Below are 22754 nucleotides of genomic sequence, written 5' to 3'. Positions count from 1 at the left end.
GCGATCAGCCGGCGTGGCCCGCGAAGCGCTGGTGGATCTCCAGCACGTGCACCAGGCTCGGCAGCAGTGCGGCCAGGGTCTCCGCCGCGCCCGAGCGGCTGCCCGGGAAGGTCACCACCAGGCTGTTGCCGGCGAAGCCGGAGACCCCGCGCGAAAGCACGGCGTAGGGCGTGCGCCGCTGGCCGAAGGCGCGGGCGGCCTCCATGAGACCCGGCATCGGCGTGGTCAGCATCGGTTCGACCGTCTCGACCACCCGGTCCTTCGGGCCGATGCCGGTGCCGCCGACGGTGACGACGAGTTGAGTGCCGGCATCGATCGCGGTCTGCACGGCCGCGCGCACCCGATCGGCGTCGTCGGGCAGGATCTCGTAGCCGAGCGGCGCGAAGCCGGCCGTCTCGAGCCCCTCGAAGACCCCGCGGCCGGCGGTGTCCGGCTTGTTGCCGTCGGCCACGGGGTTCGAGACCATCAGCACCTGCGCGGACAGCGGCTGTTTCAGCGTGCGCTTGAAGTCGCTCTTGCCCCCGGTCTTGTCGACGAGACGGGTCTCGCCGATGGCCAGCTCCTCGGGCTCGGCGTAGGGCTTGAGCATGTCGTAGAGCGTCAGCGCGGCCATGCTCGCGGCCGTGAGCGCCTCCATCTCGACGCCGGTCGGGCCGATCGTGTGGACTTCGGCCTCGATCACCACGCGGGCATCCTCGATCGTGAAGTGCACCTCGGCGGCGTGGATCGGCAGCGGATGACACAGCGGCAGCAGTTCGTCGGTGCGCTTGGCCGCGAGAATGCCGGCGATGCGGGCCGAGGCCTGCGGATCGCCCTTTTCGGTGTCGCGCTCGGCGATGCGCCGCAGGCAGTGGCCGGGGGCGTGGAAACTGGCGGTGGCGGTGGCCGAGCGCAGGGTCTCGGGCTTCATGCCCACATCCTTCATCGGCGGTCTCCTCGCGGGCGTTCGGGGCCGACGACCTCGGTGCCTTCCAGATAGGCGCTGCTGCCGTCGGCGTAGTGTTCGTTCTTCCACACCGCGACACGGGCCTTGAGTTCCTCGAGCGCGTGGCGGGCGGCGTCGAAGGCTTCGGCCCGGTGCACGGCCCGCACCACGATGTAGACGCTGACCGCGCCGAGCCCGAGCCGCCCGGTACGGTGCTGGATGCGGCAGGCGGCGACGCCGAAACGCTCGATCGTTTCGGCCTCGATCTCGGCCATGGTGCGCGCGGCCAGCGGGCCGTAGGCGGAATAATCCATCGCGGTGACGTCGCGGCCGTTGTTGGCCAGACGCACGGTGCCGCCGAAGACCACCAGCGCGCCGCAGGTCTCGTCCTCGGTCTCGGCCATAAGGGCGTCGAGATCGAGTTCGTCCGCGCGCAGATGGCGCGTGTCGGGGGCCCGTTCCGGCTGGCCGCCGGAGACCGGTGGGATCAGCGCGACGGTGTCGCCGTCGGCCAGCACCGCGTCCGCGGCCAGCAGCGTGTCGCCGCGGGCGCAGGCGGTGCGCGAGAGCAGATCGGCCGCGCCGGGGTGTTGCTGCCGGGCGGCCGCGATGAGCGCGGCCGGCGTGTACGGGGTCGCCACCGCGAGCGTGACCGTGTCGCCGGCCATCAGGTTCCGGAGTTCGCCGAAGCATTCGACGGTGACGGTGATGGATTCGCTCATGGTGCGCCGTCGCGGCGTGTCTGGGGACAGGATCCGTCCAAGGCTAGAGCCCGAACGCACGCGTGGCAATCGGGATCACGCCCGACCCTGGCTCGCGCTCGCCGCGGCCCGGCGTTCGGTGCACCAGAAAACCAGCGCGCCCGCCTCCAGCGCGCCGGCCACGGCCATCGCACCGGGCCAGCCCGCGATGTCGACGGCGAAGCCGGCGACCAGCGAGCCGGCCGCGCCGCCCATGAAGAAACAGCCCATGTAGGCGGTGGTGATGCGGCTGCGCGCCTCGGGCCGCAGCGCATAGATGGTGCTCTGGTTGAGGATCTGCACGCCCTGGACGCCGAGGTCCATGAGCAAGATGCCGATCACGATCGCCACCAGGCTGTGCGGGGCCAGCCCCATGAGCACGAAGGCGGCCAGGGCTGCGACGATGAACGCTGCGGTGCCGGCCCTGTTGCGGCCGGCGTCGTGCAGGCTGCCGGCCAGCGACGCGCCGACGGCGCCGGCCGCGCCGAGCAGGCTGAACAGCCCGATCGCGGTCTCGCTGTAGCCGTAGGGCGCCCGCGCCAGCAGAAACGGCAGCGAGGTCCACATGATGGTGAAGCCGGCGAAGCCGAGCGTGCCGTAGACGATGCGCCGGCGCAGCAGCGGCTCCTCGACCAGCAGCGCGCCGATCGAGCGCAGCACCCGGCCGTAGCGCAGGCGTTCCCCGATCTGCTCGGTGTCCGGCAGCATGCGCCGCAGCACCAGCGCCTGGCCGAGCATCAGCAGCGCGGCCGCGCCGAAGACCGTGCGCCAGCCCGCGAGATCCGCGATCAGGCCGGCGAAGGCGCGGGCGAGCAGGATGCCGATCAGCAGGCCGCTCATCACCCGGCCGACCACCGCGCCGCGCTGGTCGTCGGCGGCCAGATGCGCCGCCATCGGCACCATGATCTGGGCCGCGGTCGAGGTCAGGCCGATCAGGAAGCTGGCGACGAGAAACCCTTCGAAGCCCGGCGCAAGCGCGGCACAGGCCAGCGACAGGCCGGCGCCCGTGCTCACCAGCGGGACCAGGCGGCGGCGGTTGAAGAAGTCCCCGAGGGGGACGAGGAAGACCAGCCCGGCGACGAAGCCGAGCTGGGTCACGGTGATGATCGAGGCGGCCGCGGCGCTGGAGATCTCGAGCGTGCGCGCGAGCAGATCGACCAGCGGCTGGGCGTAATAGAGACCGCCGACCGACAGCCCACAGGCGACGGCCATCAGCCAGACGATGGGCATGGACGGCGTCAGGGCCGGACGGGTGTCTTCGCGCACGACGGACTCGCATGGGTCGGGAAAGCGCGACAGTCTACCGTTGTAGCATGCAGCTATGAAGTCGCCGCCGTGCGCCCGTGCCGTCTACGGTCGGCGCCAACGCCACGAGAAAGGCCCGCCTCGAAGGCGGGCCCGTGATCGCCGGTGGCGTGGCGGCGGATCAGTCGTCGCGTTCGCTGTGCAGGATCTCGCCGCTGTTCTCGTCGACCTCCAGCTCCACGCGGTCGCCGTTGGGCGCGGTGGCGTCCACCTCGTAGCGGTTGGCCTCGTGCTCGACGCTTTCGATTTGGGTGTAGCCTTCGCCCTCGAGCGATTTCACCACGTCGGGGATGCCCATCGAGCCGCTGTCGGCGCCGTTGTTCTGGGCGAGGGCGGTGGTGCCCGCCAGGGCGAGGCCGGCGGCGGTGGTAAGGGCGATGAGATTGCGATGGGTCATGGTCAGCTCCGTTGCATGAGTTCGGGGCCAGCCTGGCACCGGCCCGTCGAATCGACGGTGAACACCGCGTTAATCGACAGTTCATCGCCCGAGCCTCGCAATGGCGGCATGATCGCGCGCCTACCGCTTTTCGTCCTGTCCGTCGCCTGCCTGCTGTGCGCGGGGTCTGCGCTCGCCGATGACGACGACGACGAGGCCCGGGCGCTGCGTGCCGCCGGCGACCTGCGGCCGCTGAGCGAACTGATCGAACACGTGGAGTCGACCTGCCAGGGCCGTTTCGTGGAGACCGAACTGGAGGAGGACGACGGTGTCTGGGTCTACGAGATCAAGCTGCTCGGGCCGGCGGGCGACGTCGCGGAGCTGGAGTACGACGCCCGTGACTTCGACCTGCTGGAGGCCGAGGGCAAGCGGCTGGACCGGCTGGGCTGCGTGCCCGCGGGCACGCCGGACTAGGGGCAGCCGACACGTCATGCGAGCCCGCGCCGGACATTCCCCGGCCCGTCGGGTCGGGCCGCCCGTGAGTCGTTCACCATGGGCGCCCTGCGGCGCGGTTGGCCTTGATTGCGGCGGCCACGGAAACGGCGTTGGCTTGACGTCGCGCCGGGCCCGAGCGCGGGGGGCGACATGCGCCTGCTGATCGTCGAGGACGAGCCGACGCTGGTCGAGCAGCTCGCCGAGGCGCTGGCCGAGGCCGGCTATGCGGTGGATGTGGCCACCGACGGCGAGGACGCGGCCTACCGCGGTGCGACCGAGCCCTACGATGCGGTGGTGCTCGATCTCGGGCTGCCGCGCCTGGACGGGCTCAGCGTGCTGCGGGGCTGGCGCGCCGAGGCCGTCGCCGTGCCGGTGCTCGTGCTCACTGCCCGCGGCGAATGGCACGAGAAGGTCGACGGTATCGACGCCGGCGCCGACGACTATCTGGCCAAGCCGTTCCGGATGGAGGAGCTGCTGGCCCGGCTGCGGGCGCTCATCCGGCGCGCCAGCGGCGGCGCCTCGGCGGTGATCGAGCGCGGCGGTGTGACCCTGGACACGCGCAGCGCCCGGGTCAGCGTGGCCGGCCGACCGATTCGGTTGACCGGCCACGAATACCGGGTGCTGTCGTATCTCATGCACCACGCCGGGCAGGTGGTCTCACGCAGCGAACTCATCGAGCATATCTACGCTCAGGACTACGACCGCGACTCCAACACCATCGAGGTCTTCGTCCGGCGGCTGCGCAGCAAGCTCGGGGTGGCCGCGATCGTCACCGAGCGCGGTTTCGGCTACCGCTTCGTCGACACCGCCGGTCCGGTCGACTAGGCCGGCCGTGCCGAGAGCCTCCCTCCAGCGCCGGCTGCTGCTCGGCGCGATCGCCTGGATCCTGATCGCGCTGGTCGCGACCGCCGTGGTTCTGTCGCTGCTGTTCCGCGGTCATCTCGAGGACGAACTCGCGCGCCGCCTCGACGCCGATTTCCTGCAGCTGGTCTCGCAGCTGGATACCGGCACCGACGGCGAATTCGCGCCGGATCCGCGGTTGAGCGACCCGCTCTACGAACGGGTGTTCTCGGGGCGCTACTGGCAGATCGACGCCGCCGGGGACGCGCCCGTGGATCTGCGCTCGCGCTCGCTCTGGGACATGCGGCTGCCGGTGCCCGGGCAGGCGACCGGGCTGCACCGGCTGGACGGCCCGCGCGGCGCGCGGCTGCTCGCACTCACCCGCGAGGTGACGCTGCCGCGCCGCGAGGGGCCGCTGCGGCTGACGGTGGCCGCGAGCCTGGCCCCGGTCGAGGCGGCGGTGGTCGATTTCCGCGGCACGCTCGCCTGGGCGCTCGGCGCGCTGGCGCTGGGCCTCATCGTGGCCGCCGGGCTGCAGGTCGGACTGGGACTGGCACCGCTGCGGCGGCTGCGGCGCGAGCTGGGCACCATCCGACGGGCCGAGAGCGCGCGGCTGTCCGGCGACTATCCCGGCGAGGTCGCGCCCCTGGTGGCCGATCTCAATCAGGTGCTGACCGACAACCAGGCGCTGATCGAGCGCGCCCGACACCAGGCCGGCAATCTCGCCCACGCCCTGAAGACGCCGCTGTCGGTGATCCGCAACGAGGCCGACCGGCTGGCGCAGGAGGGCGGCGAGGCGCGGGCCGGCCGGCTGCGGGCCGAGGCGACCGCGATGCAGCGTCAGATCGAGTGGCATCTGGCGCGCACGCGCATCGCCGCCACCCAGCGCGCCGGCGTGGCCGCCGAGGTGGCGCCGGTGCTCGAGCGGCTCACGCGGACCCTGCAGCGGCTGTACGGCGACCGCGGTCGCGTCATCGACACCGACGCCGGCCACGGCCTGCGCTTTGCCGGCGAGACCCGGGACCTGGAGCAGATGATCGGCAATCTGATGGACAACGCCTGCAAGTGGGCGCGCGGCATCGTCGAGGTGCGCGCAAGCGCGCACGGCGATCGTCTGCAGATATGCGTCGACGACGACGGCCCGGGCCTGCCCGCGGCCCGGCGCGAACAGGCGCTGGACCGGGGCCGGCGTTTCGACGAGGACACGCCGGGCTGGGGCCTCGGGCTGGCGATCGTCGCCGATCTGGCCCGCGCCTACGAGGGCGAACTGGCGCTGGAACGGGCCGCGCTCGGTGGTCTGTCCGCGCGCCTCGTGCTGCCGGCCGGCTGATGCTCCATGCGAGCCCGCGCCAAGTGCTTCCCGAAAATAAGACTATGGGCGGAAAGACGAGATCTCTTGTGCGCCACGCAGTCGTTCTGCGCCACGGTGCGACGACGCTGGATTGCCGCACCCTGGGCGTTGCATGGAGCGGCTGGCCCTTAGGGGTGGGCCTCCCATGAAACAACCACGGGCGCGCCGCGGCGTTGCCCGTATGGATTTTGGCGCGCCACGATCGGTGACTCGCGCCCTGCCGCACACGATGTACGGTCTCCGACGCGGCGTTCGCACGACGCGCTGGATGGCCCTGGAAGGCGCTAGCCGCCGCGCTTGACCGTCTCCACGCCGCCGGCATCGCCAACGATGAGCACGTCCGCCGGCCGGCGGGCGAACAGGCCGACCGTCACTACCCCGGGCAGGGCGTTGATGGCGTCCTCCATCTCGATCGGATTGAGGATCTCGAGGTTGTGAACGTCGAGAATCGGATGGCCGTTGTCGCTCACGAACCCCGGGCGCAGCTCCGGCTCGCCGCCGAGCTTGACCAGCGAGCGGGCCACACTCGAGCGCGCCATCTCGATCACCTCGACCGGCAGCGGGAAGCGCCCGAGCAGGTCGACGCGCTTGGAGGCATCGACCATGCACACGAACGTGCGCGCCGCGCCCGCGATGATCTTCTCCCGGGTCAGGGCGCCGCCGCCGCCCTTGATGAGTTCCAGATGGGCGTTGGCTTCGTCGGCGCCGTCGACGTATACGCCGAGGGCGCCCGCACTGTTGAGATCGACCACGTCGAAACCGGCCGCGCGCAGTTTCTCGGTCGTGGCCTTGGAGCTGGACACACAGCCGGGAATCTCCGGCGCGCGCTCGGCCAGCACGTCGATGAAGTGGTTGACCGTGGAGCCGGTGCCCACGCCCAGATACTCGCCCTCGCGCACGTAGTCGAAGGCCGCCTCGGCGGCCGCGCGCTTGAGATCGTCCTGTTTGCTCATCTGGCCTCTCGCTTGGTTTTGCCGCGAGTCTAAAGCCTTGGCGCCGGCGGGTCAGCGCGTCCGCGGGCCGAACACGGCGGTGCCCACGCGGACGTGGGTCGCGCCCTCGGCGACGGCGGCCTCGAGGTCGGCGCTCATGCCCATCGACAGCGTGTCCAGCGCGAAGCCGTCGGCGTTGAGCGCGTCCCGCAGTTCGCGCAGACGCGCGAAGGGCCGGCGCTGGGCCGCCAGCCCCTCGGCCGGCGCCGGGATGGTCATCAGGCCGCGCAGGCGGACGTTGTCCAGGGTGGCGATCTGCGCGGCCAGCTCGGCCGTTGCGGCCGGGGCCACGCCGGACTTGCTGGCCTCGTCGTCGACGTTGACCTGGATGCACAGATCCAGCGGTGCCAGGCCCGACGGCCGCTGTTCGGACAGGCGCCGCGCGATCTTGAAGCGGTCGACCGCGTGGGCCCAGGCGAAGTGCGCGGCGATGTCGCGGGTCTTGTTGGACTGGATGTCGCCGATAAAGTGCCAGACGGGCGCGTGCGCGCCGAGCTGCTCGATCTTGGCGATGGCGTCCTGGAGATAGTTCTCGCCGAAGTCGCGCTGGCCGGCCTCGAGTGCCTCGGTCAGCCGGGCCGTCGGCTGGGTCTTGCTCACCGCCACGAGGGTGATGTCGTCGGCGTCGCGGCCGTGGGCCGCGGCGGCCTCGGCGATGCGCGCGCGCACGGCCTCGAGGCGGGCGGCGATGTCCAAAGCGGGGTCGGTCGGGCTCATGGTTTGCGTTTCGCAGCCGTTGTAAGGAGTTGGGGTCATGCTAACGGTCGCGCACCGACGCGGCCGTGGCGTACAGCGAAGTCAGGAAAGCGGGGCGTATGGATATATCCCAGTTACTGGCGTTCTCGGTCAAGCAGAACGCATCGGATCTGCATCTGTCGGCCGGGCTGCCGCCGATGATCCGCGTGGACGGCGATGTCCGGCGCATCAATCTGCCGGCGATGGAACACAAGGAAGTGTTCGATCTGATCTACGACATCATGAACGATCGCCAGCGCAAGGATTACGACGAGTATCTGGAGACGGATTTCTCGTTCGAGATTCCCGGGCTGGCCCGCTTTCGTGTCAACGCCTTCAACCAGAACCGCGGTGCGGCGGCGGTCTTTCGCACCATCCCTTCGGAGGTGCTCAGCCTCGAGGATCTGGCCGCGCCGGAGATTTTTCGCGACATTGCGGCGACCCCGCGCGGACTGGTGCTCGTCACCGGGCCGACCGGCTCGGGCAAGTCGACCACGCTCGCGGCGATGATCAACCACAAGAATCTGAGCGAGCTCGGCCATATCCTCACCGTCGAGGACCCGATCGAGTTCGTGCACAGTTCCCAGAAGTGCCTGATCAACCAGCGCGAGGTCGCGCGCGACACGCAGTCGTTCTCGGCCGCGCTGCGCTCGGCCCTGCGTGAGGACCCGGACACGATCCTGGTCGGCGAGCTGCGCGATCTGGAAACCATCCGCCTGGCGATGACCGCGGCCGAGACCGGGCATCTGGTCTTCGGCACGCTCCATACCTCGTCCGCGGCCAAGACCGTCGACCGGATCATCGACGTCTTTCCCGGCGGCGAGAAGGAGATGGTGCGGGCGATGCTCTCGGAGTCGCTGCGGGCGGTGATCTCGCAGACGCTGTGCAAGAAGAAGAGCGGTGGCCGCGTGGCGGCGCACGAGATCATGATCGGCACGCCGGCGATCCGCAATCTGATTCGCGAGGCCAAGGTGGCGCAGATGTATTCCTCGATCCAGACCGGCCAGTCCATGGGCATGCAGACCCTGGACCAGTGCCTCAACGAACTGCTGCGCCGCGGCCAGGTGACCCGCGAGGAAGCGCGCCGGCACGCGGCCAACCGCGACGCGCTGGCCGGCGGCTGAGGACGGAAACATGGATCGTACCCAGGCCACCAAGCTGCTCACCGTGCTGCTCGACCGGCTGCTCGCCGAGGGCGGCTCGGATCTGTTCATCACCTCCGGTTTCGCGCCGGCGATCAAGAAGGACGGCGGCATCACGCCGCTCATGGAGCGTCCGCTGACCGCGGAGCAGTCGGCGCTGATCGTGCGCTCGGTGATGAATGACCGCCAGGCCCGCGAGTTCGACGAATTCAAGGAATGCCAGTTTGCGATCGCGCCCCCGGCGGGGCGCTTCCGGGTGTCGGCCTTCGTCCAGCAGGGCCACGTCGGCGCGGTGCTGCGCGTGATCAACACCGACATCCCGGATTTCGACGATCTCGGCCTGCCGCGCGTGCTGAAGGACGTGGTCATGAGCGAGCGCGGGCTGGTGATCTTCGCCGGCGCCACGGGGTCGGGCAAGTCGACCTCGCTGGCGGCGATGCTGGGCTATCGCAACGCCCACTCCGCCGGCCACATCATCACCATCGAGGACCCGATCGAGTACGTGCACCCGCACAACAAGTCGATCGTGACCCAGCGCGAGGTCGGCGTGGACACCCAGTCCTGGGAGAACGCGCTCAAGAACACGCTCCGCCAGGCGCCCAACGTGATTCTCGTGGGCGAGGTGCGCACGCGCGAGACCATGGAATACGCGATCAACTTCGCCGAGACGGGGCATCTGGTGCTGTGCACCCTGCACGCCAACAGCGCCAACCAGGCGCTGGATCGGATCATCAACTTCTTCGACGAGGCCAAGCGCGAACAGGTGCTCATGGACCTGTCGCTGAACATGCGCGCGATCATCGCCCAGCGTCTGGTGCGGCGCGTGGGCGGCGGCCGGGCGGCGGCGATGGAGATCCTGCTGGACACGCCGCTGGTCTCGGACATGATCTTCAAGGGCAAGGTCTCGCAGCTCAAGGAGACCATGAGCCGCGGCAACGAGCAGGGCATGGTCACCTTCGACCAGTATCTCTACAAGCTCTTCGAGGAGGGCGTGATCGACTTCACCGAGGCCATGCGCCACGCGGATTCGCGCAACGAGCTGCGGCTCAACATCAAGCTCAACAGCGACCGCGCCCGCACCGATCTGCGCGCGGATTCGGAAGTGCGCTCGCTGTCGATGCGCGGCGACGGCACCGACGAGGAGGACGACGACAACGAGGCCGACGATGAGCGATAGCGAGAGTCTCGATCCGTATCTCCAGCTGGCGATCGACAAGCAGGCCTCGGACATCTACTTCACCGCACACGCGCCGGTCATGCTGCGCGTGGAGGGCGCGATCTACCCGGTCAAGAGCCGCGCCCGGGAGACACTCACGCCCGAGACCATCGAGGCCCTGGCGACGACGCTGATGAGCGAGTCGCAGCAGGCCGTGTTCGAGCGCGAACGCGAGATCGATTTCTCCTTCCGGTTCTCCACCGTGGGTCGCTTCCGGGTCAACGTCTTCCGTCAGCGCGGCTCGGTGGCCATGGTCCTGCGCAACATCGGCAGCGTGCCCACCATCGAGGAGATGGCCATGCCGGCCGTGCTCAAGCGCCTGGCGATGCAGAAGCGCGGGCTGATCCTGATGGTGGGCGCGACCGGTTCCGGCAAGTCGACCACGCTCGCGGCGATGATCAACCACCGCAACGAGAACGCCAGCGGTCACATCCTCACCATCGAGGACCCGATCGAGTTCCTCTACCGGCACAAGCGCTCGATCGTGAACCAGCGCGAGCTGGGCGTGGACACCCACGACTTCCCGCGGGCGCTGCGATCGGCCATGCGCGAGGCGCCGGACGTGGTCCAGATCGGCGAGATCCGCGACATGGCCACGGCCGAGGCCTGCCTGCAGCTGGCCGGCACCGGGCATCTGTCGCTGGCAACCATGCACGCGAACAACGCCTATCAGTGCCTGCAGCGTCTGATCACGCTGTTCCCCGAGTCCGTGCGCGAAGCGCTGTACATGGATCTGTCGCTCAATCTCTGCGCGATCGTCTCGCAGCGTCTGGTCAAGGACGTCAACGGCAAGCGGGTCGCCGCCTACGAGATCCTGCTGAACACGCCGTATCTGGCCGACCTGATCATGAAGGGCCGCATCGACACCGTCCGCGAGGTCATGGCCGAGGCTGACGGCGCCGACGGCGCGGTGACCTTCGACGACTCCCTGCTCGCGCTGGTGCGCGACAAGCGCATTTCGCAGGAGGAGGCACTGGCCCACGCGGATTCCCGCGACAATCTGCAGAGCCGACTCGCCTTCGAGCGCAGCTAGGGGCGGATTCGTCCGAGACATCAACAGCCCCTAGCGCGTACGCTGTCGCCGTGAACAGCCCGGACGCCGTGCCCGATTCGACCCGCAGTGACGCCGATCCGCCGGTGATCGGCTGGCGCGAATGGGTGGGCTTGCCCGAGCTCGGCATCGCCCATATCAAGGCCAAGATCGATACCGGGGCGCGCACCTCGGCGCTGCACACCTTCTCCCTGGAGGTCGCCGAGGAAGCCGGGGTCCGGACCGCGCGCTTCGGCGTGCATCCGTTCCAGCGCGACAGCGACACCATCGTCTGGTGCCGCGCGCCGGTGATCGACGAGCGCAGCGTGCGCGATTCCGGCGGTCACCGGGAGTGGCGTTTCGTCATCGCCACGCAGATCGAGATGGCGGCCCGCCGGTGGCCGGTCGAGATCACCCTGACCGCACGCGATAACATGCTGTTCCGCATGCTCGTGGGCCGTACGGCCATGCGCGGCATGCGGATCGATCCGACGGCTTCGTTCGTCACCGGGGTGCCGGCGCCGGGGCCGCGCTGAACCGATGGTCGGCACGTGCCTTGCAGGCATGTGCGCGCACCATGCGACTTTTTTGCCATACCATGGAACGGTCAGGCGCCGGCGGCTGTCTGCGCCGGGTTTGTGGGGAATGTTCAGGACGCCGGCCCCGGCGGGCCTGAAACGGTCAGGGGCGCGGGCATCGGCCGCGTCCGAATCAATCAGAGGTCCTTCATGCAAATCGCCATCATGTCGCGTAACAAGAATCTGTACTCCACGCGGCGGCTCATCGAGGCGGGCAAGGCACGCGGGCACGAGGTCATGGTGGTGGATCCGCTGCGCTGCTACATGAACATCGTGCCGCACGCGCCCGAGATCCATTACAAGGGCAAGAAACTCGAGGGCATCGACGCGGTCATCCCGCGTATCGGCGCCTCGATCACCTTCTATGCCACCGCGGTGCTGCGGCAGTTCGAGATGGTCGGGGTCTATCCGCTCAACGAGTCGGTGGCGATCTCGCGTTCCCGCGACAAGCTGCGCTCCATGCAGCTGCTCTCGCGCAAGGGCATCGGCCTGCCGGTGACCGGTTTCGCGCATTCGCCGGACGATACCGACGATCTGCTCGATCTGGTCGGCGGTAACGCCTACGTCATCAAGCTGACCGAGGGCACCCAGGGCAAGGGCGTGGTGCTCACCGAGACCCGCGGCGCGGCCGAGTCGGTGATCGACGCCTTCCGCGGTCTGGACGCCCACTTTCTGGTCCAGGAGTACGTCAAGGAGGCCCGCGGCGCGGACATCCGCTGCTTCGTGATCGGCGACAAGGTGGTGGCCTCGATGAAGCGGCAGGGCAAGGAGGGCGACTTCCGCTCCAACCTGCACCGCGGCGGCTCGGCGAGCGTGATCAAGATCACGCCGGAGGAGCGCTCCACGGCGGTGCGCGCGGCCAAGATCACCGGCCTGAACGTGGCCGGCGTCGATCTGCTGCGCTCGAACCACGGCCCCGTGGTCATGGAGGTCAACTCCTCGCCCGGGCTGGAGGGCATCGAGGGCGCGACCGGCAAGGACATCGCCGGCCAGATCATCGGCTTCATCGAGGGCCATTCCCGGCGCGGCAAGACGCGGACCCGCGGCGGCGGCTGAGCCGCGCCGCAGCCCGCCCGGCGGCGACGGCGCGTGGCGCCGTCGCCGGTCCCCCGTCCGTCCTGTCCGTGAAACCCCTGCCATGAGCGAAGCATCCGACAAGCCCCGATCCACCGCGGCGGCCCGCGATCCGGCGCGCGAGCTGGAGATCGGCGGCCAGCGCCTGGCGCCGGGCACGTCGACCACCATCGACCTGCCGGTCACCGATCTGTACACCCACGCCAAGCTGACGATGCCGGTCAACGTCATCCGCGGCCGCCGGGCCGGGCCGACGCTGTTCGTCTCCGCGGCCGTGCATGGCGACGAGCTCAACGGCGTCGAGATCATCCGGCGGCTGCTCAAGCTGCGCGGGCTCAAGCAGCTGCGCGGCACGCTCATCGCGGTGCCCATCGTCAACGTGCACGGTTTCCTGCGGCATTCGCGCTATCTGCCGGACCGGCGCGATCTCAACCGCTCGTTTCCCGGCAGCGCGAGCGGCTCGGTGGCGTCGCGTCTGGCCCATGTCTTCGTCACCGAGATTCTCGACAAGGCCGACTACGGCATCGATCTGCACACCGGCGCCATCCACCGCTCAAACCTGCCCCAGATCCGCGCGGATCTGTCCAAGGACAGCACGCTGGAGCTCGCCGAGGCCTTCGGCTGCCCGCTGCTGATCGACGCCGGCCTGCGCGAGGGTTCGCTGCGCGAGCACGCCGACAAGCAGGGCGTGCCGCTGCTGCTCTACGAGGCCGGCGAGGCGCTGCGCTTCGACGAATTCTCGATCCGGGCGGGCGTGCGCGGCGTGACCGGGGTGATGCGCAAGCTTGGCATGCTGCCGCGCCGCTCGCGGCGCCGGACGCCGCCGCGGCCGGTGGTCGCCACCGATTCCAACTGGGAGCGCGCGCCGGAGTCGGGGATCCTGCGTTCGCTGGTCGAGCTGGGGGAATACGTCAGCCGGGACCAGGTGCTGGCCTACATCGCCGACCCGTTCGGTGCCACCGAGGTCGAGATCCGCTCGGAGCACGCCGGCATCGTCATCGGCCGTTCCTACCTGCCGCTGGCCCACGCCGGCGATGCGCTCTATCACGTGGCCCGCGTCAAGGGCGCGCAGAAGGTCGCCAGCCGCGTCGAGGCGTATCAGTCGGCCAACGAGCCCGACGACTTCGACGACCGCGGCGAATCCGGCGAGCCGCCGATCGTCTAGGCGCCCGCGTTACGGGGCCCGGCCCGAGCGGCCGCTTCTAACCGCGTGGCTGGCGGTTGCCGGCGATGATCGCCATCACCGCCATGCGTACGGCGATGCCGTTGCGCACCTGCTCGAGGATGACCGACTGCCGGCCGTAGGCCACGTCGGCGTCGATCTCCACGCCGCGGTTGATGGGCCCGGGATGCATGACCAGGGCGTCGGGGCGGGCGTGGGCGAGATTGGCCGGCGTCAGCCCGAAGCGGTGATGGTAGTCGCTCACCCCTTCGAGGGCGTCGCCGTCGATGCGCTCGCGCTGGATGCGCAGACCCATGACCACGTCGGCGTCGCGCAGCAACGCGGCACAGTCGGTGCCGGCGGTGACGCCCAGTGCGGCCGGGTCCGGCGGCAGGAAGCGCTCCGGGCCGACGACGCGGATGTCGCGGGTGCCGAGCGTGCGCAGCGCCTGAATGGTGGAATGGGCGACCCGCGAATGGCGCACGTCGCCGACGATGGCCACCGCCAGATTCGCGAAATCCGGCCGGTGACGGCGGATGGTGAACACGTCCAGCAGCGCCTGCGTCGGGTGGGCGTGGCTGCCGTCGCCGGCGTTGATGATGGCGACGTCATCGGCCGCGTGGGCGGCGAAGCGCGCCGCCGCGCCGTTCTCCGGATGCCGGATGGCGAAGATGCTGCCGCCCATGGCCTGGAGGGTGAACAGCGTGTCGAGATCGTCCTCGCCCTTGGCGCGGGAGGAGTGCGCCACGTCCATGTTGATGACGTCCGCCGACAGCCGTTTGGCCGCCAGCTCGAAGGTGGTGCGCGTGCGCGTCGAGTTCTCGAAGAACAGGTTGAACACGGTCCGGCCGCGCAGCAGCGGTACCTTGCGCGGCGGCGCACCCGGATCGGGCACGAAGCTCTCGGCGGTGTCCAGGATCTGCTCGATCAGCGCCCGCGGCAGCCCCTGGGTGGTGATGAGATGGCGCAGACCGCCCTGATCGTCGAGCTGGATCGCGGTCATGCGCGGGCCCCGATGATGCGCCCCCCGCGTCGTCGCCCGGGGCGCGGGCGCGCGCCGTATGTCGTGGTTCGCCGTATCGGGATCATTGCATCGTCAGCCGCAGCGGGTCGGGGCCGGTGAGCTTGATCCGGCGGTTGGTCGCGATGTCGAGCTTGAGACCCACGGCATCCGGGGCGAAGGGCAGCTCCCGGGCGCCGCGATCGACCAGTACGGCGAGCCGCACGGCGGCCGGACGGCCGTAGTCGAACAGCTCGTTGAGCGCGGCGCGCACGGTGCGCCCGGTGTAGAGCACGTCGTCGACCAGGATCACCGTCTTGCCGTCGATCTCGGCAGGGATGTGCGACGGGCCCACGCTCGGATGCAGGCCGATGGTGGAGAAGTCGTCGCGATAGAAGCTGATGTTGAGCGTGCACAGCGGCGCGGCGAGACCGAGCTCGGCGTGCAGGCGCGAGGCGATCCAGGCGCCGCCGGTCTCGATGCCGACCAGCACCGCATCCGGCGTGGTGGCGATCCGCGGCGCGAGCTGCGCCCGCAGGGCCGCGATCGCGGCGTCGACGTCGAAGGTGTCGTGGGCGTCGTCGTTCATGCGTTGGCCTCGCCGGCTTCGAGCCAGCCTTCGAGTATGACCTGGGCGGCCATGGCGTCGGAATCGCCCTTGGCGAGACGCTTCTTGCGGGTGCCGGCAGCGCGCGCGGTGCGCAGCCGTTCCATGGCCTCGATGGTGGAAAAGCGTTCGTCCATGGCGTGGACTGGCAGGTCGAAGTGGGCGCCGAGCTGGGCCATGAAGTCGCGGGCGTTGTCGGTCATGACCTGGGTGCTGCCGTCCGCGGCCAGCGGCAGGCCGACCACCAGCGCGCCCGGGCGCCACTCGGCCACGATCCGCGTCAGGCCGGTCCAGTCGGGGCCGTCGTCGTGGTGCAGGGTCGTCAGCGCCTGGGCCCGGCCGGTGATGGCGTTGCCCACGGCCACGCCGATGCGGCGGGTGCCGAAGTCGAAACCGAGCAGCACGTCGGCGTTGCCGGCCATCAGCGCGGTCTCCGGGCCGGGCGGGCGCGTCGCGGCTCAGGCATGACCGGCCGTGGCGGAGAGCTGATGCGCCTCCACGCCGAGCTGACGGGCGGCGGCGGCCCAGCGCTCGGCGATCGGCGACTCGAAGATGATCCGGTCGCTGGCCGGCGTGTTCAGCCAGCTGTTGGCCAGCATCTCGGATTCCAGCTGGCCGTCGCCCCAGCCGGCGTAACCGAGGGTGATCAGATAATCGCTGGGCCCGAAGCCGTTGCCGATCGCCTCCAGGATATCGCGCGAAGTGGTGATCGCCAGGCCGCCGCAGACGTGCAGCGTGGACTCCCAGTCGCCCTCGTCGCGGTGGAGCACGAAGCCGCGCTCGGTCTGCACCGGGCCGCCCCAGTACACCGGCAGGCCGTGATCGACATGCGGCTCGATGTCCATGTGCTGGAGCATGTCACGCACGGCCAGATCGCTGGGCTTGTTGATCACCAGGCCCATGGCGCCGTCGTCGTTGTGTTCCGCGATGAAGGTCACGCTGTCGGCGAAATCGCCGCCGACGCGGCCGGGCATCGCGAGGAGGAACTGGTTTCGGAAGAGTCCGTCGCTCATGCGGTCATTATCCGCCGTGGGCCGCGGCGTCGGCAAATGCGACAGCCGGTGCGAGGGGGGCGGCAGGCCGCGTCGCGGCCTGCGCCGTAGCTGCCAGCGCCGCTGTTGGCTTGCCGGCCGGGACGCGATGCGCGATCGCGCCCCGGTCCCGCCTGCGGTGGCGCGCCGGATGTGATGCGGGCGCGGCCTGTGGCGTTGCGTGGTCTGTCCGGTCCGCGCCCGTCAGCGCGGCGCGCGCAGCCGGGCGGCGCCGCCGGCCTCGAACAGCCAGTCGTAGGCAAACCGCAATTCGCCGTTCGCGCCGGCCAGGCCGGGGTCGAAGGGCGGATAGGGCGCGGCCGTGCGCACCAGACGAAGCGCCGCGGTATCCAGCGCCCGGCGGCCGGAGGACTGGACGATGCGCGCGCTGCGCAGTGTGCCGTCCGGGGCCATGCGCACCGCCAGAGTCAGGCGGCGGTCGCGGCCGCCGAGCAGAGTATTCGGCAGGGCGCGGTTGCCCAGCGTCTCGATGCGCGTCTGCCAGCGCGACAGATAGGCCGCGCGGGCGTCACCGCGGGCGTTGCGCGCCAGCCCGGGCCGGGGCGTCGATTGCGCGGGCACCGGCCTCGCCGTGCCGGTCGCCAGTTGCCCCGATGGCCGCTCGGCGATGATCAGATAACGCGTGACCTGCGCCGCCGCCGGCCCCTGCGCGGCACGCCGCTGCGGCGCGCTGGCCGCAAGGGCCCGGCGGGCGCGCTGCGAGCGGTCGTTCCGGCCACGCTGGTCCTGGGCCGCCAGTACCGTGTCCGCGACCCGGGTGGCCGCGGGGGCCACGCTGCGCGTGACCCGCAGCGGGCGGTCGCCGGGGTCGGCGATGTCGGGTGTTCGCCCCATGAGCCCGGCGAGCAGCAGGCCGTGGGCCGCGACCGCCACGCTCAGCGCCACCGCGAAACGCCGACCGTCCGGGCCCATCTCAGTTCAGGCGTTTCTCGATCGCGTCGAACAGCAGGCCGGCGATGTTGATGTCGAACTGGGCCTCCAGCTCGCGCACGCAGGTCGGGCTGGTGACGTTGATCTCGGTGAGCTTATCGCCGATCACGTCCAGGCCCACGAACAGCAGCCCCTTGTCGCGCACGTAGGGGCCGATCTCCTCGGCGATCGCGCGATCCGCATCGGTCAGCGGCCGGCCCACGCCGCGCCCGCCGGCGGCCAGATTGCCGCGCAGCTCGCCTTCGGCCGGCACTCGCGCCAGCGCGTAGTCGACCGGCTTGCCGTCGACCACGAGGATGCGCTTGTCGCCGTCCTTGATGTCCGGCAGATAGGCCTGGGCCATGGCATAGCGCGTGCCGTGCTCGGTGAGCACTTCCAGCACCACGGAGATGTTGTCGTCGCCGGTCTTCACCCGAAAGATGCGCGAGCCGCCCATGCCGTCGAGCGGCTTGATCACCGCGTCGCCGTGTTCGGCGATGAAGCGCTTGAAATCGTCGCTGCGCCGCGCCACCAGCGTGGGCGCGGTCAGATGCGCGAAGCGGTTGATCGACATCTTCTCGTTGACGTCGCGCAGCGCATCACAGCGGTTGACCACCAGCGTGCCCTCGTTCTCGGCCAGTTCGAGGATATAGGTCGCATAGATATATTCGGTATCGAAGGGCGGATCCTTGCGCATGAGGATCGTGTCCAGATCAGCCAGCGGCAGAATCTCGGACGCGCCGGTAAAGCGATACCAGTCGTCGTTGTCATCGAAGACCTCGAGCCGGCGACCCGTGCCGTAGCCCACGCCGTCGCGCACGAACAGATCGGACATCTCGAAATACACGATCTCGTAGCCGCGCCGCATCGCCTCCAGCAGCAGTGCGAGCGTGGTGTCCTTGTACGGGGTGATATCCGCGATGGGGTCCATCACGACGCCGAGACGGGTGGCCATTCCGGGCTCCTCAAACTTCGAGCACGCCTGCCGTGCCGATCACTATGACGAACAGAGGCGCATGGTAGCGTAGCGGGCGGCACTTCGCCCTTTTGTTGCATGTGAAAAGAAGGTTAGGTGGAGGGACTCATGATGCGGCGTTAGCAATGCACTTATCGGTAGGGGCGGATGCATCTGACCACGCTCGCCCGATAGTCGACATGGTCGCGATTTCCGATCCGTTCTTTCGCCTTTGGGAATAGTGCGCCGCATACGACGGCCCCGGGGCCGTCGCCGTAAAGCGGCGTATACCTGAAATACGCGTGGATCTCCGGCAGAATTCGCGCACCACCTACCCGTGCAAGGTTACGCCTGTCGTGAACAGCCGCTCTAACATGAGTCACCGAGAACGTTTTCGCGCCGTACACATGTCTTTGCTTGCCTGCGTGGCCGGACTGCTGTCGGGGCTAGTGGCTTACGCGTTGTTCAATCTCATCGCCCTTGCGCTCAATATCACGTTCATGCAGGCCGTATCTTTCGAATTGCCCAGCCTCGCGAATCATGACCTCGGGCTTTGGATTGTCGTTGTGCCCGCAATCGGCGGTCTGCTCGTTGGCCTGATGGCGCGCTACGGCTCGCCAAAGATCAAAGGTCACGGCATCCCGGAAGCGATGGAAGCCGTGCTGACGAGCGATAGCCGCATTTCGCCCCGGGTGGCAATATTCAAGCCGATATCGACGGTCGTTGCGATTGGTAGCGGTGGGCCCTTCGGCGCCGAAGGACCCATCATCCAGACGGGAGGCGCTTTGGGTTCCCTACTCGGACAGGTCGTTTCGACGACCGCCGCCGAACGCAAGGTGCTGTTGGCCTGTGGTGCGGCCGGCGGGATGGCTGCAATCTTCGGCACGCCGCTGGCCGGAGTGATTCTGGCCATCGAATTGTTGTTGTTCGAGTTTCGGCCGCGCTCGTTCATACCGCTGGTTATCGCGACGGCTGTGGCGACCGCGTTGCGACACATCTTGATCGGCGAGGGGCCGCTGTTTGCCATGGATGCGGTGCCTTTCGGATTGCCATTCAACGCGCCGGCATACGTCGTGTTTGCGATCCTTATCGGGTTTGTTGCCGTCGGTTTCAGCAAGTTGCTCTTCGTAGTCGAAGACGCGTTTGAGGCGCTTCCGGTCGGCGATATCTGGCGTCCAGCACTGGGCGGTCTGGGCCTGGGTGTAATCGGTCTGTTCGCACCGGAGGTTCTGGGCGTCGGCTATGACTTGATCATGGGCGCGCTCAACAATCAGCTCGCGGTCTCCGCGTTGCTCTCTATTGCGGTCTTCAAAACTCTAGCATTGCTGGTGTCGCTTGGTTCAGGCACCTCCGGCGGATTGCTGGCGCCCATGTTCATGACGGGCGCAGCCCTTGGCTCGCTGTTTGCCATCGCCGGGAACGTACTTTTGCCAGGTGCACCACTTGAGCCCGCCGCATTTGCGTTGGTCGGCATGGCGGCGCTATTTGCCGCCGCCTCCCGGGCCACGTTCGCGTTGATCGTCTTCGCCTTTGAAATAACGTGCAACTATGAGGCGATACTGCCTTTGATGCTGGTCTGCGTCATCGCCACGGGGATAAGCATATTGTTCATGCGCACCACGATCATGACCGAAAAATTATCACGGCGGGGTCTCCGGGTGAATCAGGAGTTTGAGGTCGACCCGCTGGAGCGCGCCGATATTGCCTCGGTGATGCGAACTCGCTTCGCGGAGGTTGCAGAAGATGCATCACTGGCTTTGGCGGCCTCACGTCTGGGGCTCGCTGAGCAATCGCATAGTCACTGTGAAGCGCTGCTGGTCGTGGACGCCCATCATGCGCTGGCCGGGGTGCTGACGCGCAGCGATGTACTGCGCGCGCAGACCGAAGAACCTGCCGCGGAACCGCGAACCGTGCGTACGGTGTGCACCACCGATATTGTGCGCGCCTACCCTGATGAGACGGTGCGTGAAGCGGTACGCCGCATGCTTTTTCACGATATCGGGCGTCTTCCGGTCGTGAGCCGCCAGGACGATCGAAGCATCGTGGGATACATCGACCGCGCCGCCGTGATCGCCGCCCATCGACAAGGCATGCATGAAGAAGGCATGGCACTACCTCGCGGCGAAAACGAAGCCCGCTGATCGGGTGGGTGATAGTCCTTGAGCTGTGGTGTGGTCATCGGATGGATGTACTAGCGCTCCCTAGTTGTTGTCTGCGGGGTAAGTCAGTACGCCGTCGGGGCCGGGGTGGGCGGCGGCTGTCATCGTCGCGGGCTCGGCGCGGTTTGGACTCAGCAGATGAAAGACCCGCTCGTCGCGATGGAGCAAATGGTCGGCGATGATACGTCGATGACAACGCCACCACACCGCTTCCGCGCACATGACGGCGCAGACAGTTCGTCGACCTAAATCGATCAATGTGTTCAGCGCTTCTTGAAATGTCGCGCTCAGTGCATAATCCGCGTAGTTTTGAAAACTGCGATTGCGCCAGTAGCCGTTGACGTCGTCCGCTACCGTCCTTGAACGGCTTCGCAGGCCGGCCAATGCAGCGCAATGGCTATAACCGATCCCGACAGTCTTGAGCCTTTCCGCAAAGACGTCTTGATTAAACTGCGGATTGGTGCGCGATCGTGGCATGGCGCGCACATCCACGACGTGCTCGATCCGGACGTCTCGCAGCAGGGCGATCAACTGATCCTGTGAACGATTGGAGTGCCCTACGGTGTAGAAGATGGTGCTCGACACCATCGCTTACTCGATCAGGGTCAGGGCGGATTCCTTGTGTGCCGCAATATGATCGGTCTTGTCGCTTGCAATTTCATACTGCGGTGCCTCGGGCGATGCGCGTCGCCTATGGCCTTTGTACTCGAAATCCCGAGTGTGGACTTTGGTAATACGACCGCTGACATACCCCGCCTCGGAGTTCCAGCGCACGCGATCGCCAATCTTGAATTTCCGACTCATCGAATGGTCCTCGAATCACTGTTTCGTTAAGGACGAAGCGCCAACCAGATCATCGGCTTCGCGAGTGATGCGCTCGACGATGCGAGCAGCCGGCTCGATGGTATCGATCAGATCGACGGCTTCGCCGGCGAATACGACGATGGTATCCGTATCGCCTCTCTGCTCAGCCCGCCGATAAATCGCCCTTTGGCGTGTCAGATCGGCTGAAAGACCGGCTTCTCGACCGTGCCATTGTGCGGCAAACCGGTTCAGTGGCACGCGCCCTGTGATGTGGATTGGCCAGGCATAATCGCGCACGATGTCGAAAACCCGCGTCCGCAAGGTGGCGTCGCCGCGACTTTTTACGATGACATGCTTTGCGTTGGTTGATCCCAGGGCCTCCTTGCTGGCGAAGAAGCGCGTGCCGATCAACGCGCCAGCGGCGCCCAGCATGTGTGCCGCGGCGAGCCCCCGCCCGTCGGCGATCCCGCCGGCTGCAATGACGGGGGTCGGCGCAACGGCGTCAACGACCGCTGGCACGAGGCTTAACGTCGAACGCTCCCCACCGTGGCCCCCGCCCTCGGTGCCCTGAGCCACAATGAGATCGACGCCTGCGGCAGCGGCATCCTGCGCCTGGGCCAGTGTCTGGACCTGGCAGATGACCTTCGCGCCCGCAGCGCGCACTTGATTGAGGAATGGAGTGTAGTCTCCGAAAGAGAACATCACGGCTTCCGGAGCGTAATCGAGTGCCAAGTCGAGCAGCGACGGGTTGCGCGCCAGTGCCCAGGTAATGAAGCCGATGCCGATCCGGGCCCTGCCTGCGCGTTGGAACTCGCGATGCAGCCAGTCGGCGTCGCCGTAGCCCGCGCCGATCAGGCCTAGGCCCCCGGCATCGCTGACGGCGGCCGCCAACCTGCCGCCCGATACATGGCCCATGGGGGCCAACAGTATCGGTTGCTCAATGCCGACCAGATCGGTCAGAGCAGTACGCATTTATTTGCCGTCCCGCGCACTTTCGTAGGCATCGAATGCAAGATGTGAATGCGCGACGGCGCCGCCGGCACGCATCTCTGCTGCCACCCAGATCGCCTCCATCACCTGGCCCTGCGTCGCGCCGGCACGTTTGGCGGCCGGCACGTGACCCTCGATGCAGTAGGGGCACTGGGTCACATGTGCCACCGCAACGGCAATCAACTGCTTGGTCCTGGTGTCGAGTTCACCGGCGTTGAACACCGCCTTGCTGAAATCACGCCAGGCCTGTTCGGTATCGGGCGTCAGATCCTTGCGCTTCTGTCCGGGCGTCTGAGTCATGTTCGGTTCTCCTAATT

At 68.3% G+C, this 22754-nt stretch carries 26 protein-coding genes; 10 read left to right on the top strand and 16 right to left on the bottom strand.

From position 1 onward, the window contains the following. Positions 1 to 4 precede the first annotated feature (4 nt). The 4 genes from moaCB to SAOR_RS05625 form a co-directional block, all read right to left on the bottom strand. Positions 5 to 925: a bifunctional molybdenum cofactor biosynthesis protein MoaC/MoaB gene (gene moaCB / locus SAOR_RS05640; RefSeq protein WP_123630580.1), complete on the bottom strand. Its 921-nt coding sequence runs from the start codon at positions 923 to 925 to the stop codon at positions 5 to 7. Further along, positions 922 to 1647, bottom strand: a complete 726-nt coding sequence (locus SAOR_RS05635) for a molybdenum cofactor biosynthesis protein (RefSeq protein ID WP_123630579.1) — start codon at positions 1645 to 1647, stop codon at positions 922 to 924. Before SAOR_RS05635 ends, moaCB begins: the two co-directional genes overlap by 4 nt. Before the next feature lie 75 nt (positions 1648 to 1722). Continuing rightward, positions 1723 to 2931, bottom strand: a complete 1209-nt coding sequence (locus tag SAOR_RS05630) for an MFS transporter (protein ID WP_245965403.1) — start codon at positions 2929 to 2931, stop codon at positions 1723 to 1725. A 160-nt stretch (positions 2932 to 3091) separates the two neighbouring features. Then, the gene (locus tag SAOR_RS05625; RefSeq protein ID WP_123630578.1) at positions 3092 to 3367 is read right to left on the bottom strand and encodes a PepSY domain-containing protein; all 276 of its coding nucleotides are present in this window, start codon (positions 3365 to 3367) and stop codon (positions 3092 to 3094) included. A gap of 108 nt (positions 3368 to 3475) precedes the next feature. Here SAOR_RS05625 and SAOR_RS05620 point away from each other — a divergent pair, with 108 nt between their 5' ends. From SAOR_RS05620 to SAOR_RS05610, 3 genes are all read left to right on the top strand, one after another. Next, positions 3476 to 3820: a PepSY domain-containing protein gene (locus tag SAOR_RS05620; protein WP_123630577.1), complete on the top strand. Its 345-nt coding sequence runs from the start codon at positions 3476 to 3478 to the stop codon at positions 3818 to 3820. A 171-nt stretch (positions 3821 to 3991) separates the two neighbouring features. Beyond that, complete coding sequence (locus SAOR_RS05615; RefSeq protein ID WP_123630576.1) at positions 3992 to 4666, top strand: response regulator transcription factor; 675 nt, start codon at positions 3992 to 3994, stop codon at positions 4664 to 4666. A 7-nt stretch (positions 4667 to 4673) separates the two neighbouring features. Continuing rightward, positions 4674 to 6011 carry a sensor histidine kinase gene (locus SAOR_RS05610; RefSeq protein WP_123630575.1) on the top strand — a complete coding sequence of 446 codons (1338 nt, stop codon included), beginning with the start codon at positions 4674 to 4676 and terminating at the stop codon, positions 6009 to 6011. A 305-nt stretch (positions 6012 to 6316) separates the two neighbouring features. On the opposite strand, the gene rpiA is transcribed toward SAOR_RS05610, so the two are convergent. Then, positions 6317 to 6985 carry a ribose-5-phosphate isomerase RpiA gene (gene rpiA, locus SAOR_RS05605; RefSeq protein WP_123589859.1) on the bottom strand — a complete coding sequence of 223 codons (669 nt, stop codon included), beginning with the start codon at positions 6983 to 6985 and terminating at the stop codon, positions 6317 to 6319. A gap of 51 nt (positions 6986 to 7036) precedes the next feature. Beyond that, complete coding sequence (locus SAOR_RS05600; RefSeq protein WP_123630574.1) at positions 7037 to 7741, bottom strand: YggS family pyridoxal phosphate-dependent enzyme; 705 nt, start codon at positions 7739 to 7741, stop codon at positions 7037 to 7039. A gap of 98 nt (positions 7742 to 7839) precedes the next feature. Here SAOR_RS05600 and SAOR_RS05595 point away from each other — a divergent pair, with 98 nt between their 5' ends. The 6 genes from SAOR_RS05595 (at position 7840) to SAOR_RS05570 (ending at position 13964) form a co-directional block, all read left to right on the top strand. Beyond that, a complete protein-coding gene (locus tag SAOR_RS05595) occupies positions 7840 to 8883 on the top strand; it encodes a type IV pilus twitching motility protein PilT (RefSeq protein WP_123592147.1) in 1044 nt (347 codons plus the stop codon). Between the two features lie 10 nt (positions 8884 to 8893). Next, positions 8894 to 10078: a PilT/PilU family type 4a pilus ATPase gene (locus tag SAOR_RS05590; protein ID WP_123630573.1), complete on the top strand. Its 1185-nt coding sequence runs from the start codon at positions 8894 to 8896 to the stop codon at positions 10076 to 10078. Then, the gene (locus tag SAOR_RS05585) at positions 10068 to 11150 is read left to right on the top strand and encodes a PilT/PilU family type 4a pilus ATPase (protein WP_123630572.1); all 1083 of its coding nucleotides are present in this window, start codon (positions 10068 to 10070) and stop codon (positions 11148 to 11150) included. Before SAOR_RS05590 ends, SAOR_RS05585 begins: the two co-directional genes overlap by 11 nt. A gap of 50 nt (positions 11151 to 11200) precedes the next feature. Next, positions 11201 to 11683, top strand: a complete 483-nt coding sequence (locus SAOR_RS05580; RefSeq protein WP_245965402.1) for an ATP-dependent zinc protease family protein — start codon at positions 11201 to 11203, stop codon at positions 11681 to 11683. 192 nt (positions 11684 to 11875) lie between these two features. Beyond that, entirely contained in the window at positions 11876 to 12781 is a 906-nt protein-coding gene (gene rimK, locus SAOR_RS05575; RefSeq protein ID WP_123592144.1) for a 30S ribosomal protein S6--L-glutamate ligase, read from the top strand. Between the two features lie 82 nt (positions 12782 to 12863). Then, on the top strand, positions 12864 to 13964 hold the full coding sequence (locus SAOR_RS05570; protein WP_123630571.1) for a succinylglutamate desuccinylase/aspartoacylase family protein: 1101 nt from the start codon (positions 12864 to 12866) through the stop codon (positions 13962 to 13964). 37 nt (positions 13965 to 14001) lie between these two features. On the opposite strand, the gene SAOR_RS05565 is transcribed toward SAOR_RS05570, so the two are convergent. The 6 genes from SAOR_RS05565 to gshB form a co-directional block, all read right to left on the bottom strand. Further along, a complete protein-coding gene (locus SAOR_RS05565; RefSeq protein WP_123592142.1) occupies positions 14002 to 14964 on the bottom strand; it encodes an aspartate carbamoyltransferase catalytic subunit in 963 nt (320 codons plus the stop codon). 82 nt (positions 14965 to 15046) lie between these two features. Continuing rightward, the gene (pyrR, locus tag SAOR_RS05560) at positions 15047 to 15550 is read right to left on the bottom strand and encodes a bifunctional pyr operon transcriptional regulator/uracil phosphoribosyltransferase PyrR (protein WP_123630570.1); all 504 of its coding nucleotides are present in this window, start codon (positions 15548 to 15550) and stop codon (positions 15047 to 15049) included. Then, positions 15547 to 15990, bottom strand: coding sequence for a Holliday junction resolvase RuvX (ruvX, locus tag SAOR_RS05555; RefSeq protein WP_123630569.1), 444 nt, complete (start codon positions 15988 to 15990; stop codon positions 15547 to 15549). Before ruvX ends, pyrR begins: the two co-directional genes overlap by 4 nt. 36 nt (positions 15991 to 16026) lie before the next feature. Continuing rightward, positions 16027 to 16581 (bottom strand): YqgE/AlgH family protein, encoded by a 555-nt coding sequence (locus tag SAOR_RS05550; RefSeq protein ID WP_123630568.1) that lies wholly within the window; start codon positions 16579 to 16581, stop codon positions 16027 to 16029. Between the two features lie 222 nt (positions 16582 to 16803). After that, positions 16804 to 17532, bottom strand: a complete 729-nt coding sequence (locus tag SAOR_RS05545; protein WP_123630567.1) for a TonB family protein — start codon at positions 17530 to 17532, stop codon at positions 16804 to 16806. A gap of 1 nt (position 17533) precedes the next feature. Further along, positions 17534 to 18484 (bottom strand): glutathione synthase, encoded by a 951-nt coding sequence (gene gshB / locus SAOR_RS05540; protein WP_123630566.1) that lies wholly within the window; start codon positions 18482 to 18484, stop codon positions 17534 to 17536. Between the two features lie 407 nt (positions 18485 to 18891). On the opposite strand from gshB, the gene SAOR_RS05535 reads away from it, so the two are divergent. Continuing rightward, complete coding sequence (locus tag SAOR_RS05535; RefSeq protein WP_185015563.1) at positions 18892 to 20625, top strand: chloride channel protein; 1734 nt, start codon at positions 18892 to 18894, stop codon at positions 20623 to 20625. Positions 20626 to 20685: 60 nt separating this feature from the next. Here SAOR_RS05535 and SAOR_RS05530 read toward each other — a convergent pair whose 3' ends face one another. The 4 genes from SAOR_RS05530 to SAOR_RS05515 are packed head-to-tail and all read right to left on the bottom strand — an operon-like array spanning position 20686 to position 22737. Then, entirely contained in the window at positions 20686 to 21231 is a 546-nt protein-coding gene (locus tag SAOR_RS05530) for a DUF488 domain-containing protein (protein WP_123630564.1), read from the bottom strand. Positions 21232 to 21234: 3 nt separating this feature from the next. Next, positions 21235 to 21447, bottom strand: coding sequence for a hypervirulence associated TUDOR domain-containing protein (locus SAOR_RS05525; RefSeq protein ID WP_123630563.1), 213 nt, complete (start codon positions 21445 to 21447; stop codon positions 21235 to 21237). A gap of 15 nt (positions 21448 to 21462) precedes the next feature. Then, a complete protein-coding gene (locus SAOR_RS05520) occupies positions 21463 to 22419 on the bottom strand; it encodes an NAD(P)H-dependent flavin oxidoreductase (RefSeq protein WP_123630562.1) in 957 nt (318 codons plus the stop codon). Continuing rightward, positions 22420 to 22737 (bottom strand): carboxymuconolactone decarboxylase family protein, encoded by a 318-nt coding sequence (locus tag SAOR_RS05515; protein ID WP_123630561.1) that lies wholly within the window; start codon positions 22735 to 22737, stop codon positions 22420 to 22422. Positions 22738 to 22754 lie beyond the last annotated feature (17 nt).

This window comes from Salinisphaera orenii subsp. orenii MK-B5, assembly GCF_003788635.1.
GTDB lineage: Bacteria > Pseudomonadota > Gammaproteobacteria > Nevskiales > Salinisphaeraceae > Salinisphaera > Salinisphaera orenii.
Note: the sequence above shows the minus strand (reverse complement) of the source record. Positions and strands in the feature narration are given on the sequence as shown.